This window comes from Bacillus sp. T17B1 (assembly GCF_026796395.1).
In the GTDB taxonomy this organism is placed as follows: domain Bacteria; phylum Bacillota; class Bacilli; order Bacillales; family Bacillaceae; genus Bacillus; species Bacillus spizizenii_A.
Window position 1 is genome coordinate 40,444 of record NZ_JALAYA010000043.1, and the last position, 14,366, is coordinate 54,809.

The window sequence follows — 14,366 nt, forward strand, 5'->3', positions numbered from 1 at the left end:
AGCCCTGCCTATTTGCAGGGCTCCTTCATTTATGATGTAATCAGGCCATGCTTTTTCAGGATATCCACTGTGATGTTTTTGGCTTTTGTACCTGAATCATTGACATTGGTGACAAAAATATACGAGCCATGCTCTGTTTTGATGAATCCGACAAACCAGCCTAATCCCATATCTGTCAGGCGGGTTCCGGTTTTTCCGTAGAGCGTGTAGTGATCTCCTTCCTCTTGAATCATCATGCGCTTGACGGTTTTCATCACCGATTTGTCAAATGGAAGCTCCTCTTTTACAAGCTTCTCCAAAAAGGCCTCTTGTTCCAGCGGAGATATTGTTAGCGAGCTTTGCAGCCAAAACTGGTCGATCCCCCCGCTGATATCCTTATTGCCGTATGACAGAGTATGAAGCCAGGTTTTCATCCTTTCATCACCGATATCTCTCGCTAATGCTTGATAATACCAGATGGCGGATTCCCGCATGGCCGAGCCTAGCGTATGGTCGCGGTTCCATGATTCGAATTCGCGCCTGACCCCGTCCCACCGTTTGACATCGTATTCATCCCGAACAGCTTTTACCTGTAACCCGATTAAGGCGTTCACGATCTTAAAGGTGGAATGCGGAGTTTGTCTTTTGTTTGCCCGTTCTCTGTTGTAGACAAAGGTCTTGTCCTGTTGCACATCGTGAAGAATGAAGGTTCCATCCGTATCCTTGAATTCGTCATCGACATTCATTTTGCTGACATTTAGATGTTTTTCATGGGCAGACGATGATGCGTGAACGGAAAAGCCGAAGAACCCTGCAATACTCAGCATAAGCACAACATATATCCATTTCTTCATTTTGTTCTCCCCTTTGTTTTGATCAATAACCTTTTCTCTATTTCTTCAGTTCTTCCTTTAAAAAAGCTCTTATAAATGCTTAAATTTGCTTCTGTAAACAAATACTGTTATTGGGTTTATGCTCGCAAGATAACGTGAAAATAGATGGTAAAAAGGAAGGCAGGGTATGCGGATGTATGAACAGATTCCACATGACAAAAGTCTCGATAACAGTGTGGCCTTGATGCGGGAAGGATATTTGTTTATAAAGAATAGAAAAGAGTATTACCATTCAGATTTGTTTCAGGCACGTTTGCTGGGAAAAACATTTATTTGTATGAGCGGGGCAGAGGCTGCGAAGGTATTTTATGATACCGAACGATTTCAGCGGCAAGGTGCTGTCCCGAAACGAGTGCAAAAATCGCTGTTTGGCGTCAATGCGATCCAGACGATGGATGGCGATGCCCATATTCATCGGAAGCTGCTTTTTCTGTCATTAATGACACCGCCGCATCAAAAACGTTTGGCTGAGCTGATGACAGAGGAGTGGGAAGCGGCAGTCACGAGATGGGAGAAGGCAGATGAGGTTGTGTTATTTGAGGAAGCAAAAGAAATCCTATGCCGGGTAGCGTGCTATTGGGCAGGTGTTCCGCTTAAGGAAACGGAAGTCAAGGAGAGAGCGGATGACTTCATTGATATGGTTGACGCGTTCGGTGCTGTGGGGCCGCGGCATTGGAAGGGTAGAAGAGCAAGGCCGCGTGCGGAAGACTGGATTGAAAGAATGATTGAAGATGTTCGTGCCGGCTTGCTGAAAACACCTGCCGGAACAGCGCTGCATGACATGGCATTTCACATTCAAGAAGATGGCAACCAGCTGGATTCCCGGATGGCCGCCATTGAGCTGATTAATGTCCTGCGGCCTATCGTTGCCATTTCTTACTTTCTTGTGTTTTCAGCTTTGGCGCTTCATCAGTATCCGAAGTATAAGGAATGGCTGCGTTCTGGAAGCAGCCGGGAAAGAGAAATGTTTGTGCAGGAGGTCCGCAGATATTATCCGTTCGGCCCGTTTTTAGGGGCGCTTGTTAAAAAGGATTTTGAATGGAATAATTATGAATTTAAGAAGGGCACATCTGTACTGCTTGATATATATGGAACAAATCATGATCCTCGCTTATGGGACAACCCTGATGAATTTCGGCCTGAACGATTTGAGGAGCGGGAGGACGATCCATTTGATTTGATTCCTCAAGGTGGAGGTCACGCGGAGAAAGGGCATCGCTGTCCAGGGGAAGGCATTACGATTGAAGTCATGAAAGCAAGCCTGGATTTTCTCGTCAATCAGATTGAGTACGACGTTCCGGAACAATCACTGCATTACAGTCTCGCAAGAATGCCGTCATTGCCTGAAAGCGGCTTTGTGATGAGTGAAATCAGACGGAAAAGGTAACATATAAAAGCTCTCTTCCTGATGAAAGAGAGCTTTTTGGTCACTTCTTTTTTTCATCGTAGTATTGGACGGGATACATGGAGCCTTCTGATACCATTTTGTTATCCTCGATATCTTGCGGGTGCGGGTGGCCGGCTTTATCGACTGGGAACGTTTCCATGTCCGGCTGTTTGGTCATTTTCATTTTCATGCTGTGAATGAATTCTCTAGCTTTTTGGCGATTTGACGGGTCTTTTAATAGATAAGAAGTGATGCCGACAGTTGAAACAGCGAGACCTGAAAGTAAGAGCTTTTGTTTCATGTTGATACTCCTTTCTATTTTAAGAGTGGTGTTTCCTGTATCATTCCCGTTTTGATTATGGCTAAACCTTTGCTGATTGTCTGCCCGTTATTCTCTGCGGCTGGTATACTGAAAGCTCTATGGGAAAGAATAACTGTGATGAGAAAACCTTGCGCTATCACGCAAGGTTTTTTGTAGTCGATTGGTCATGTTCATCGAGGAAATGTTACATCAATGTAAATATATAATAGGGCCATAAGACTTATTGTTAAGTTATTGTAAATTAAGCGGATGTTTTATTTACAATCATCTGAACTTGAAACATAATCGAATAGAGTTTGCGGAATAATGTCTAAACAGAGGTGAACATGTTGGCGATTGATATACAAACATTACTGTTCGAATTTCTCGGGGGTCTCGGTATTTTCCTGATTGGGATTAAGTTCATGGGAGACGGACTTCAGAAATCGGCTGGAGATAGATTAAGAAATATTTTAGACCGTTTTACAAGCAATCCGCTAATGGGCGTATTGGCGGGGATTATTGTGACGGTTTTGATTCAAAGCAGTTCCGGAACCACGGTTATCACCGTTGGGCTTGTCAGTGCGGGCTTTATGACGCTTCGCCAGGCCATTGGCGTCATTATGGGAGCCAATATTGGAACGACGGTTACCGCGTTTATTATCGGAATCGACATAGGGGCCTATGCGTTGCCGATTATTGCTGTTGGCGGATTTCTACTGTTTTTCTTCAAACATAAAAATATACAAAATGCTGGTCAGATTGTGTTTGGATTCGGGGCCCTGTTTTATGGGCTGGAGTTAATGAGCGGCGGCATGAAACCGCTCCGTTCACTTGAAGCGTTTCATGATTTAACGGTTAGTATGAGCAACAATCCGGTTCTAGGTGTTGTCATTGGGACTTTGTTTACGGTACTCGTGCAAAGCTCCAGCGCCACGATTGGCATCCTGCAAGGTTTATTTTCAGATGGTCTGATTGATATTAACGGTGCGCTGCCGGTGTTATTCGGTGACAATATTGGAACAACGATTACCGCGATTCTTGCGTCTCTAGGGGCATCTGTTGCCGCGAGACGTGCTGCGGCTACTCATGTGCTGTTTAACCTTATCGGGACAGCGATTTTCCTGATTTTGCTTAAGCCGTTTACTTCTTTGATCTTATGGTTGCAGGCTTCAATAGGGCTTGATCCAAAAATGACGATTGCCTTTGCGCATGGAATTTTTAATACGTCCAATACACTCATACAGCTTCCTTTTGTGGGGATATTGGCTTTGATCGTAACAAAACTGATTCCCGGCAAGGATTCAATGGTTGAATACAAGTCGCACCTTGATCCGATTTTTATTGAGCAATCTCCATCTATTGCTCTCGGACAAGCAAAAGAAGAAGTCCTGCAAATGGGGAACTTTGCGGTACAGGGTTTGGAGGTTACAAAACAGTTTCTAGTGACAAAACAGCCAAAATACGCGGCAAATGCTTATCAGATAGAGGATGCGGTTAACAATCTTGATCGGAAAATTACCGATTATTTGATCGAGCTTTCTTCAAGTTCTCTTTCAGAGCACGAGTCTGAGGAGCATCATATGCTGATGGATACAGTCAGGGATATTGAAAGAATCGGCGACCACTTCGAAAATGTGATTGAACTGATTGAATATCAGCAGGCGCATCGTGTGGTTATTACTGAATCTGCCATGTCGGATTTAACGGAAATGATGGATTTGACGATTTCTACTGTGAAGGCGTCCATGGATGCATTGCACCACAATGATGTGAAGATAGCTGAACAAGTCATTGAAAAAGAAGATGAAATTGACAAAATGGAACGGAAGCTTCGCAAAAAGCATATTATCCGTCTGAATGAAGGGCTGTGCACTGGACAAGCGGGCATCGTCTTTGTTGATATGATCAGTAACCTGGAGCGTATCGGCGATCATGCGGTGAATATTGCAGAAGCTGTTATTGGTGAAAATCAATGAGAAAAAGCTGAGAATCTTAAGATTCTCAGCTTTTTTTGTAGTCTTTTTTAACGTGCTGGAAGATATCAGGGTAATTTGTGAACACTCCTGTCACTCCCCAGTCTAGCAGGCGGCGCATATCTGCTTCTGCATTGACTGTATAAGGATGAAGCAGGAGGCCGTGGCTGCGGATCATGCTGACGTTTTCGGCATTCAGCGCTTTGTAATCGGGACCCGCACCGACAGCGTATGTTTTGATCTCTTCTAGATCAGCATCTGTCATTGACGCTATTTGTTTAGCTTGCAGTAATTGAACGGTTGGCAGGTTTGGCTGTAATTGATGGATTTTCACTAGACTTTCTTTGCTGAATGATTGAATCATCACTTGACCGCGCTTAGCATGTTTGCCTAGTAGTTTATGTTTCTGTAAAGAAGCGATCAGTTTTTCTTCCATGCCTGGGTAGGTGTCAGGCGATTTTGTTTCAATATAGTAGTTTGCGTGTTTTCCGAACCGGTCTAATACTTCGTCTAATGTAGGAACCTTAAGGCCAGCGTACTGCGGCTTTGCTTTCTCCGGATAGGCTTTATTAAACCAAGAACCGGCATCAAGTTTCTTAATGTCTGCGAGCGTATGGTCTTTCACCCAGCCCGTTCCGTTTGTGGTACGGTCCAGTTTTTCATCGTGCATGACAATCAATTTGCCGTCTTTTGTCATTTGCAGATCCAATTCAATATAATCTGCTTTCATTTTCTGAGCGGTTTCGTAAGAAAGGATCGTGTGCTCAGGCACATATCCGGAAGCCCCTCTGTGCGCGACCGTCAGGATACGGTCAGGTGACAGCAGATTCCCTTTTGACACTGCCGACACTGGTGTTACCATAAATGAGAGTAAGCTCAGCGACAGAAGCACCAAGGCTAGTATTCTATTTATTTGCATGATTTCTCCTCCTTATAGATAAGCAGTACCTACCTGTCTTTTATATTAAAAAAATGATGTAAACGACGTGTTGAAAAAAGATTAATCTTTTATGTTTCTTTCTTAAACGTGCTCCGCCCGTTTTCCTGTATTCCACGTCAGAGCCAAGAAGACGATAGCAAGAATGCAGGAGGTAATCAGCATGATAAAGCCGCCGTTCCAATCAAACCGGTCTACGACAAAGCCCATAATGGCGTTTGCGAAAGCAGATCCACCGATATATCCGAAAAATCCGGTTAAACCGGCAGCAGTTCCTGCCGCTTTTTTCGGTGCGAGATCAATTGCTTGCAGGCCGATCAGCATAACAGGCCCGTAAATTAGAAAGCCAATGCTGATCAGGGCGATGTTGTCTACGAGCGGATGGCCCGCGGGATTCAGCCAGTACACCAATACGGCAACGAATACGCCCGCCATAAACAAGACGCCTGCCGGTGCCCGGCGGCTTTTGAAGAATCGGTCACTGATCCAGCCGCACAGGATCGTTCCCGGTATGCCGGCGTATTCGTAGAGAAAATACGACCAGCGTGAATCTTCAGGAGAAAAGCCTTTTGCTTCTGTTAAGTAAGTAGGCGCCCAGTCCACTACGCCGTATCGCACGAAATAAACAAATACATTAGCAAACGCGATGTACCAAAGAAATTTATTGTTCAGCACATACTGAAAAAGAATTTCTTTTGTTGTTAATTCTTTTTCCTGATTTTTAAAAGCATGTTTTGGATAGTCATTCCGATAATCTTCAATTGGCGGGAGGCCGCAAGATTGGGGCGTATCGCGAACCAATAAAACAATCAAAAATGAAATGATAATGGCAATGATGGCTGGGAAGAAAAACACGCTTTTCCAAGTTACGAACATCGCAATGCCAAGAGTAACAAGCGGTGCTAGAATCCCGCCGCCTATGTTATGGGCGACATTCCAGATCGACATTTTGGTGCCCCGTTCACTAATGGAAAACCAATGGGCCATCGTCCTTCCGCATGGCGGCCAGCCCATTCCTTGAAACCATCCGTTGATAAACATAAAGATAAACATGATGGTAACGCTCGAAGTCACCCAAGGCATTGAAACGAAAAGAATATTAACGATTGCTGATAGAAACAGGCCTGTCGCGAGGAAATATCTCGGATTGCAGCGGTCAGATACCATGCCCATAATGAATTTGCTGAAGCCGTATGCAATGGACACAGCGGCCAGCACCAATCCCAGTTCCGTTTTTGAAAACCCCTGTTCCTGAAGATAAGGAATGGCAAAGGCAAAGTTTTTTCGCAGCAGGTAGTAGCCTGCGTAGCCAATGAAAATACCAATGAATACTTGCAGCCTGAGCCGTTTGTAAGCCGCATCCATCTTTGAATCATCCAGCCTCTCAATGTGACGAGCCGGTCTAAATATATTAAGCATCAACATTATCCCCCTTTGCTGTTTGTGCTGAATGTGTGGCGTGCCTCCTTTCTGAAAAACAAAAAGAGCCAGAAAACCCCCTTGTCAAAAAGGGGTTGGATTCCTGGCTCTCCTAATCTCCATCCAAGATATTAACTTAACATGATAGCGGTTTCTTAAATTATCATAAGCCGGAATGAATGTAAACGGGTCATTTCAAAAAAATGAAACTAGAAAAAAGTGAATATTATCCTTTTCATATTGCAGTTATGTTTTTTTACGAGCCGCATAAAAATCTGGAGGGAGGCTGTTGCAGATGGATGAATTAGAAATCGCATTCGGTATTTTGCCGTTAGGAATTATAGTGTTATCGGTTGCCGGGACGTGTATTTGTAAAAACGTGTATCTGATGCCAGTGCTTAGTTTGATTATTTCGCTAGTGTTCACTTTTTTCATTTTTAACGAATCATTTTTAGGATGGGTTGTTGTCTATAGCTTGGTTTCACTGGCTTTATCCTATATCACATTGATTGTGATCAGGAAAAGGAAAGCATCAGGAAAATAAAAATGCCCCACTTTCCAACTTATAATTGACTATGGCAACTATACCTGATTATAATTGGCTTAATCAGCGATATAAGAAAGTGGGGATGAGTTTGAAGATTAGTGAATCAACTGTCGGATTAAAATTCAGAAAGTTCAATCGATTTTACACGAATGTCCTTGGTTTCCTTAATGAGCACATTTACGACAGCCCGTTTTCCTTAACCGAAACACGGATTTTATTTGAGATTTATAATACGCCTCAATGTACAGCAAAAACCCTTCAGGATAAGCTAGGGCTAGATCGGGGATATGTCAGCAGGATTTTGAAGCAGTTTGAAAAAGAACATTTGATCTATAAACAGAAGAGCAAAGATGATGCTCGCCACCATTATATTTATGTCACGGAAATGGGGAAAACGATTTATAAAAAGCTGGAGGAGAAAGCCAACGAACAAGTAGAACGGATGCTGAAGGAAATTGACCAAAAGGATCAGCACAATCTTGCGGAGGCGATGGCAGAAATTGAGGCAATCCTTTCACAGTCGCTTTCTTCCAGAACGTCAGACATATCGATTAGAGATTATTTTCTTTCGGATGATCTTCAGCTTCTCATTGAAAAACAGAGACACTTTTATGCGGAGGCTCATGGCTGGGACGACACGTTTATAGCTTATCTTCATGAGACCTTTGATGCTGAAATCGAAAACATATGGATTGCAGAAAGCGGAGGGAAATTTGCCGGCTCTGTCGGGTTGGTCAAACATGATGAAAAGACAGTGCAGCTCAGATGGTTTCTTGTGGATGCCGCTTTTCGAGGAAGGGGGCTCGGCACTCAATTGCTGGAGCATCTGGTTGCATACTGCCGGGACATGAAGTTTGAACGCGTTTTCCTTTGGACGGTGAGCACTATGGCTGAGGCTCGTCCGCTCTACGAAAAATTTGGATTCAGGGTAAGTGAAGTGAAAGAAGAAGCGCCATTATGGGGACAGCGTTTGACAGAAGAACGGTGGGATTTGGAGCTGTCATGAAAAGACTGCACTATGCTTGGATCATCGTGTCCGTCACCTTTTTGATCTTATTGGCTGTTCAGGGGGTGCGCCTGTCGTTTGGTGCGTTTGTGGAGCCGTGGGAACGGCAGTTTTCAATGGATAGAGGCACCATCTCGCTGATTTCTACGATAAGCTTTATTGTCTATGGCATATCACAGCCTGTGATCGGGCAGCTTGTGGACAAATGGGGTGCTCGGGCTGTTTTGTCATGGAGTGCGTTACTGACAGGAGTCAGCATTTTCTTAACATACTTTGTCACCTCGCCTTGGCAGCTGTTTCTGCTTTACGGGTTGGGCGTCTCGCTTGGAGTGGGCGGAGCATCGAATGTGGCAGCAAGCGTGTTGGTTGTCAATTGGTTCAGCAAAAAGAGGGGACTAGCTTTTGGGATCATGGAAGCAGGCTTTGGCGCTGGGCAAATGCTTCTCGTTCCCGGCTCACTCATGCTGATCCATTGGTTTAGCTGGAAGCTGACGGTTGTGGTGTTGGGCTTGCTGTTAATCGTGATTGTCTTTCCGGCTGCACTGTTGATGCTGCGGAACAATCCTTCAGAAAAGAATGCAGAGCCGATCGGCGGTCTGGCTGCTGCGGAAAAAGAAACAGCACCCAAAACAACTGCTCTTTCTGTGACCGGAATGTTTAGGATGAGGCAATTTTGGTTTTTGATTTTGCCGTTTTTGATCTGCGGGTTTACGACCGTGGGACTGATGGATACCCATTTAATTCCGTTTTCTCACGATCACGGCTTTTCAACGACAGTCACAAGTGCCGCTGTCAGTCTGCTTGCCGGCTTTAATATTGCTGGCATCTTACTGTCTGGAATTGTAGCTGACCGGTGGAGCAGCCGGAAAATCCTGTGCTTTTTATATGCGGTGCGCGCGCTGTCGATCGTGATTTTGATTTACAGCCACGAGCCTTACTTGCTTTTAGCCTTTGCGATTCTGTTTGGATTAGTGGACTTCGCCACGGTAGCGCCGACTCAAATGCTCGCTACCCAGTACTTTCAAAACTACTCGATCGGCCTCATGATCGGCTGGCTTTCGCTTGCCCATCAAATCGGATCGGCACTCGGCGCGTATGTGCCTGGCGTCATCTATACGGTAACGGGTGAGTATACACTGGCTTTTTATTTGTCGATTGGGATGCTTGTGCTGGCGAGTGTGATGAATGTAATGCTGAGGGAGCCCGCGGCGGTCACGCGTGACAGTGCGGCTGTGATTGGGAAGGGATGAGAGCAGAGAGTGAGCATCTCTGATTTCGGGATTATTCAGAGATGCTTTTTTTGTATTTTTGTTCTAATACGAAGTCGATCATTCCGACAATGCGGGCGTTTTCGGATTTTTGTTTGAAGCGCTCAGAAATTTGAACTTTTCTTGAAAATGGGAAAACACCAAATACCCAGATAAGGCCAATTAACACAAAAAACATTTGTACACCCATCTCTATTAAATCATTATAATGAGAACTGAAAAAATAAATATATAACGTTATTAATGTCACTGTAAATACGATTTTGACAGTGTGTTTGAATGTGAGCTGTGGTTCAATTAAACACACTTTCATTTGGTTGAGTGTGAAAGAGTCTTGTTTCATTAGGTAAGAAAGTAAATCATTGTCGTTTTGACTGATAGGGTACAAGTCGGTTTCTATTTTTTTTGTGATCTCCTGATACTTATGTATATTACTTTTCATACAGTATCCCCCCTTTTTTAGAAGAACTCCATGAATCCCTAAAGGACTCATGGAGAAACAATATTATTTAAAAAGTGCTAAAAATGTACGGAAGAGTACTGCAGCAGCTCCCATTTCAGGGCCTACCGTTAATACTAATGCACCAATACCAGCAACAATCAAGATACCTGTACCTGCCACAACCATGTTGTTGACAATAGTATCCCAATTCGGTGAATATACTTCCTCAGTATCTGGCAAAGTAAAGTGCTTCTGTTTTATTTTAAACGTAATCGTAGTCGTAAGTCCAGTTGTAGCACTGTCACCTACTGGAATATCAGGCGTATAGATTTTAACTTGAATGTTTAACGATTGAGCAGTTGGGTTTACATAAATCTCCAAGTATCCGTTGCGTACTGATAAGCTGAGACTGTTTAAAAGGTTTTGGTAAGAGTCGATTTGTGACGCAGTGAGAGACGTTTGGGTGTCGCCTAATAAGCCTGTGATATAGGCACCTGGTTTACCATTTGTAATGGTAATTGTGTTTGGTGAACCTTCACTTGGTATGGTTGCCAGAAGTGAAGTTGATAGAATAATATCCAACTCAGGTGATGTAAAAATGGTTTCTGTCGTATCAAATTCAAACATAGCGTTCGCAAGACTTGATAGATTTTCTAAAGCCGGAATGGTAGATAAAATGTCTGTCAGTGTACGCAGTCTTGCATCATATACCGGATCAGATGGCGGATTCACGTGGCTTACGCCTGAGTCTCTTCCTGAAAAGCCGTCTTTATCAATCCCGATGCTTCCAGAGCCGCTTCCGATTGTTCCCTCATAAAATTGATCAAAGGCCCAGTTGTTTGGCATCGGATAGCCGAGATTGCCGCTAAATCCAGTTGACATATTTGCCACAAAACTATATTTTGTCAGTCCTGCTTCTGAAGTGCGGATACAAATATTTCTCGGTCCGTAAACCCCTATTTCATACTTAGGTGCGGTTGAAAATGTCTGCATTTTAGTAAATGCTGACTTAATCTCTTGGAAATAAGGGATGATTTTATCGGTTACTTCATAATCGTAGGCATCAAAATCGACGGCGAAATAAATGGTCGTGCCTGACGGGAAACCTAATCTTCGAGCCGCAGAAGCAGCACTGTATGCATCTTTTGTGCCTTGATCTTTGATAAAATAAGAAGATTCATAGCCGCCGTCTTGATAAATCGGAAAGACCTTTAATCGCGCATCAAAAATAACTGATAGTTCCTCAGACGTCATAGCTTTTGAAGTAAGGCCGCTGCTTGTCCGCACATTCCCGGTCAAATATCTTCCAACCGTTTTATAACCGTTATTCCGCAGGGTTTGAGCTTTTTCTGCCGTTATAATTGTAGCAGTGTCACAAGCTGAAGCGGCGCGTGCTGTATCTCCTGAGCTTGATAATAAAGCTTTAATGGTCGGCATATCTGCATAACCTGTTTGAGGCAGACACATGAATTCTTGAAATGCTTTAACGGCTGAAACAACACCCACACCATATTTGCCGTCAAATGCACCAGGATCGAATGATTTCCCGTTGCAATAAAGAGCGTACTGAACAATTAAAACAAAGCCGGTTCTTGAATCCCCGGGAGTTAAGGTAGGACATAAACTTGTTGTGCCGTTTCCGAAAAATCCATTGGCAACACTTGTGCTCATGCCTTCTTCTTTTTGCAGGGCATAAATAAGGGCTTTGTTTGTATCGCGGGCATACAGTCCGTCACATGGCATTAGCCGATGTAGTCATTGTAGTCCCGGTTTAAATTTTGTTGAATCTGGCGGATTCTTGAATCACCCCCAGATACCAGCTTAAAAGCGCTCATGTCTAATAAAGCTTTCATAATCAACGTGGTTTCTGGAATTCCTTCACCGCATTTTCTGTTTTTTCATAAAAGACGCCTGTAAAACCACCGGGATTAAAGCCTTTGCACCATAATGCACCTTGCAAAATAAAATTCATGTTGCTTGGTTTTGAATTTGGATCTTGTTTTTTAAGAGGCTTAAATAAGCGCTGTGTTGTCGGCCCGAAGTTATCAGCTGGTTCTGAGATACCCAGTTCAATTTGAAGCGCCCGAGTCAGACCGTAGATCGTATCCCACCCAGTTTTCCTGCTCTCTTCTACTGGGTTATACCCATGCTTTCCGCTGTACGTTTCGTTCAGCCATTGCTGTGTGATTAAGACCATTTCATCAACCATTTCGATTCCTCCTTCTTTAGATCTCGTTCATTTATAGGTGGCAAACGTAGGACAAAATAAAAAATAGATGCCGTTAAGCATCCATAGTACTTCCGTTCCCCATCAGCTTCGCTTTCGGTTTCAGTTCTGAAATGTAGAGGCCTAGAAGCGTAAGTGCACCTCCTAGAAGAGCGATCCATGTCATGTTTTCGTGCAGGATCAGGATGGAGGCTGTGATTGTGATGACCGGGACCATGTAAATATACGCACTGGATTTGACGGCGCCTAGCACGCCGACTGAGTAATTCCATGTGGCGAAACACAGAGCGGAAGCACCGATGCCGAGGAAGAGCATGTTGAGTACATTTGAAGCGGATGAAAATCGGCTCAGGTCAAAATGGAAGTCGAACAAAAATAAAGCGGGAATCATAAACAACAAACCGTATAAAAACACTCTCTGTGTCAGCTCGATGATGTGATAATCGTAAGCGCTTAATTTTTTCATGAAAATCGAGTAGCCTCCAAACACGAGAGCGGCCCCGACTGCCATGATGTCTCCGAACGGATTCATCCGCAGTACGACATTGCCGTTGAACGTAATCAATAAAAGCCCGATCAGTGCTGCCCCAAATCCAATGAAAAAAGTCAGCCGCAGTTTTTCGCCTTCAAGCAGAAAATGGGCCAGCACCGCAGTGATCATCGGAATTATGGATACGATCATGCCGACATTGGATGCATATGTATAGGTGAGAGCTATATTTTCTAATAGAAAGTATAAGGTTACGCCAAATAAACCTGCCCCGACAAATAACAGCTCCTGCCGCCAATTTTTGAACGGAATTATTTTGGGACGTACGAGAATAAGCGCAATATAGCCCATCAAAAACCGATAAAATAATATTTCCATTGGAGTGAAGTCAGCCAGAAGAATCTTTGTCGAAATAAAGGTCGTCCCCCAAATCAGAATGGTCACAATGGCTGCGATATGCCCGGCCGATTCTCTTTGTGTGCTCATTTTTGAAGCTCCTTTTCAAAAATCTTCATGTATTGCTTCGGCGTCAGCCCCACCTGCCGTTTGAAAAACTTCGTCATATGGCTCTGATCGCTGAATCCTGTCTGACATGCCGCATCAATCGGTCTAACCCCTTGTTCAAGGAGTTTTTTCGCTTGATTAATCCGGATTGTCTCCAGGTAGCTATTAGGCGTAATTCCTTTTTGTTTTGTAAATGAACGCAATAAATGATACTTGCTCCAGCCTGTTAGTTCACTCAAATCGTTGAGCGTAACGTTCTGGGCATAATGCTCTTCTAAAAATTCGCAAACCATTTTGACTTCGTCGGATGGTTCGGGAATGCTGCTGAGGAATGTGACGTCAGAATAATGGCGGATCAGCTCTTCTAGAAGATGAAGAAACAGCTCCTCTTTGCGCAAAGCCTGTTTTTCCTTGGATATCAAAATATGCAATTCCTGCAGGCTGGTTGTCAGCTCGTGGCGGAATAACACATGCTGGGAGAAATATGGGAGATGCCCGGCACCAGTAATCTCTTTCACCGCCTTCTCCATAACATCCGGCATCACATTGATACACCGATAATCAAGCGTCCGCCCGTCAATCTGCTCACAACTATGCGTGTCACGGGGGTTAAAGAGGAGAAGATCACCTGGATTAATAATATATTCTTGATCCTGACAGGCCAGATACCGTTGCCCTTTTTCAATAAAGCCAATCACATAATAATCGTGAAAGTGGTTCGGGAATTTTTGCATAATCCCTTTGAAACGGTAGGCTTCTATATTAAGGTGCGGATCAAGCTGCAGTGTTCGGGTTTCGTTTTGCATGGGATGCCTCCTGTCGGTGTGGTGTCTTGGGTTAAGTGTAGCATGATTTTTGGGGATTTCTTGTATGATGTTGCTGTTTAGGGAATAGAGAAAGCAGACCGTTATTGTTTACTTTCGTTTAAGAATTTAAAAAATTTGCTTCTTCAATAATAATTTTATTTTATCTATTTTAATAAAAATTTAT

The 14,366-nt window shown here is 43.7% G+C and carries 12 protein-coding genes and 1 pseudogene; 5 read left to right on the forward strand and 8 right to left on the reverse strand.

Annotated features, from left to right (window positions below; genetic code table 11):
• Positions 1-29: 29 nt before the first annotated feature.
• On the reverse strand, positions 30-833 hold the full coding sequence (gene blaOXA / locus MOF34_RS17730) for a class D beta-lactamase (RefSeq protein WP_268401151.1): 804 nt from the start codon (positions 831-833) through the stop codon (positions 30-32).
• Between the two features lie 172 nt (positions 834-1,005).
• Between blaOXA and MOF34_RS17735 the strand changes: the two genes are divergently transcribed.
• Positions 1,006-2,259: a cytochrome P450 gene (locus tag MOF34_RS17735; protein WP_268401210.1), complete on the forward strand. Its 1,254-nt coding sequence runs from the start codon at positions 1,006-1,008 to the stop codon at positions 2,257-2,259.
• Between the two features lie 40 nt (positions 2,260-2,299).
• On the opposite strand, the gene MOF34_RS17740 is transcribed toward MOF34_RS17735, so the two are convergent.
• Positions 2,300-2,560, reverse strand: coding sequence for a hypothetical protein (locus tag MOF34_RS17740; protein WP_014112476.1), 261 nt, complete (start codon positions 2,558-2,560; stop codon positions 2,300-2,302).
• Positions 2,561-2,910: 350 nt separating this feature from the next.
• On the opposite strand from MOF34_RS17740, the gene MOF34_RS17745 reads away from it, so the two are divergent.
• Entirely contained in the window at positions 2,911-4,539 is a 1,629-nt protein-coding gene (locus MOF34_RS17745) for a Na/Pi cotransporter family protein (protein WP_419901038.1), read from the forward strand.
• Positions 4,540-4,564: 25 nt separating this feature from the next.
• Here MOF34_RS17745 and MOF34_RS17750 read toward each other — a convergent pair whose 3' ends face one another.
• Positions 4,565-5,455: a glycerophosphodiester phosphodiesterase gene (locus MOF34_RS17750; protein WP_268401154.1), complete on the reverse strand. Its 891-nt coding sequence runs from the start codon at positions 5,453-5,455 to the stop codon at positions 4,565-4,567.
• A 102-nt stretch (positions 5,456-5,557) separates the two neighbouring features.
• Complete coding sequence (gene glpT / locus MOF34_RS17755) at positions 5,558-6,892, reverse strand: glycerol-3-phosphate transporter (RefSeq protein ID WP_268401155.1); 1,335 nt, start codon at positions 6,890-6,892, stop codon at positions 5,558-5,560.
• A 295-nt stretch (positions 6,893-7,187) separates the two neighbouring features.
• On the opposite strand from glpT, the gene MOF34_RS17760 reads away from it, so the two are divergent.
• The 3 genes from MOF34_RS17760 to MOF34_RS17770 all read left to right on the forward strand — a co-directional run bounded on the left by MOF34_RS17760 (position 7,188) and on the right by MOF34_RS17770 (position 9,695).
• The gene (locus MOF34_RS17760; protein WP_268401156.1) at positions 7,188-7,436 is read left to right on the forward strand and encodes a YbeF family protein; all 249 of its coding nucleotides are present in this window, start codon (positions 7,188-7,190) and stop codon (positions 7,434-7,436) included.
• Positions 7,437-7,527: 91 nt separating this feature from the next.
• Positions 7,528-8,445, forward strand: coding sequence for a helix-turn-helix domain-containing GNAT family N-acetyltransferase (locus tag MOF34_RS17765; RefSeq protein WP_268401157.1), 918 nt, complete (start codon positions 7,528-7,530; stop codon positions 8,443-8,445).
• Complete coding sequence (locus tag MOF34_RS17770; RefSeq protein WP_268401211.1) at positions 8,442-9,695, forward strand: MFS transporter; 1,254 nt, start codon at positions 8,442-8,444, stop codon at positions 9,693-9,695. The genes MOF34_RS17765 and MOF34_RS17770 overlap by 4 nt, the downstream gene beginning before the upstream one ends.
• A gap of 31 nt (positions 9,696-9,726) precedes the next feature.
• On the opposite strand, the gene MOF34_RS17775 is transcribed toward MOF34_RS17770, so the two are convergent.
• The 4 genes and pseudogenes from MOF34_RS17775 to MOF34_RS17790 form a co-directional block, all read right to left on the reverse strand.
• A complete protein-coding gene (locus MOF34_RS17775) occupies positions 9,727-10,155 on the reverse strand; it encodes a hypothetical protein (protein WP_014112484.1) in 429 nt (142 codons plus the stop codon).
• A 63-nt stretch (positions 10,156-10,218) separates the two neighbouring features.
• Positions 10,219-12,364 (reverse strand): annotated as a pseudogene (locus tag MOF34_RS17780) (glycoside hydrolase domain-containing protein).
• A gap of 73 nt (positions 12,365-12,437) precedes the next feature.
• Complete coding sequence (locus tag MOF34_RS17785) at positions 12,438-13,358, reverse strand: DMT family transporter (protein ID WP_268401158.1); 921 nt, start codon at positions 13,356-13,358, stop codon at positions 12,438-12,440.
• On the reverse strand, positions 13,355-14,182 hold the full coding sequence (locus MOF34_RS17790) for an AraC family transcriptional regulator (RefSeq protein WP_268401159.1): 828 nt from the start codon (positions 14,180-14,182) through the stop codon (positions 13,355-13,357). Before MOF34_RS17790 ends, MOF34_RS17785 begins: the two co-directional genes overlap by 4 nt.
• Positions 14,183-14,366 lie beyond the last annotated feature (184 nt).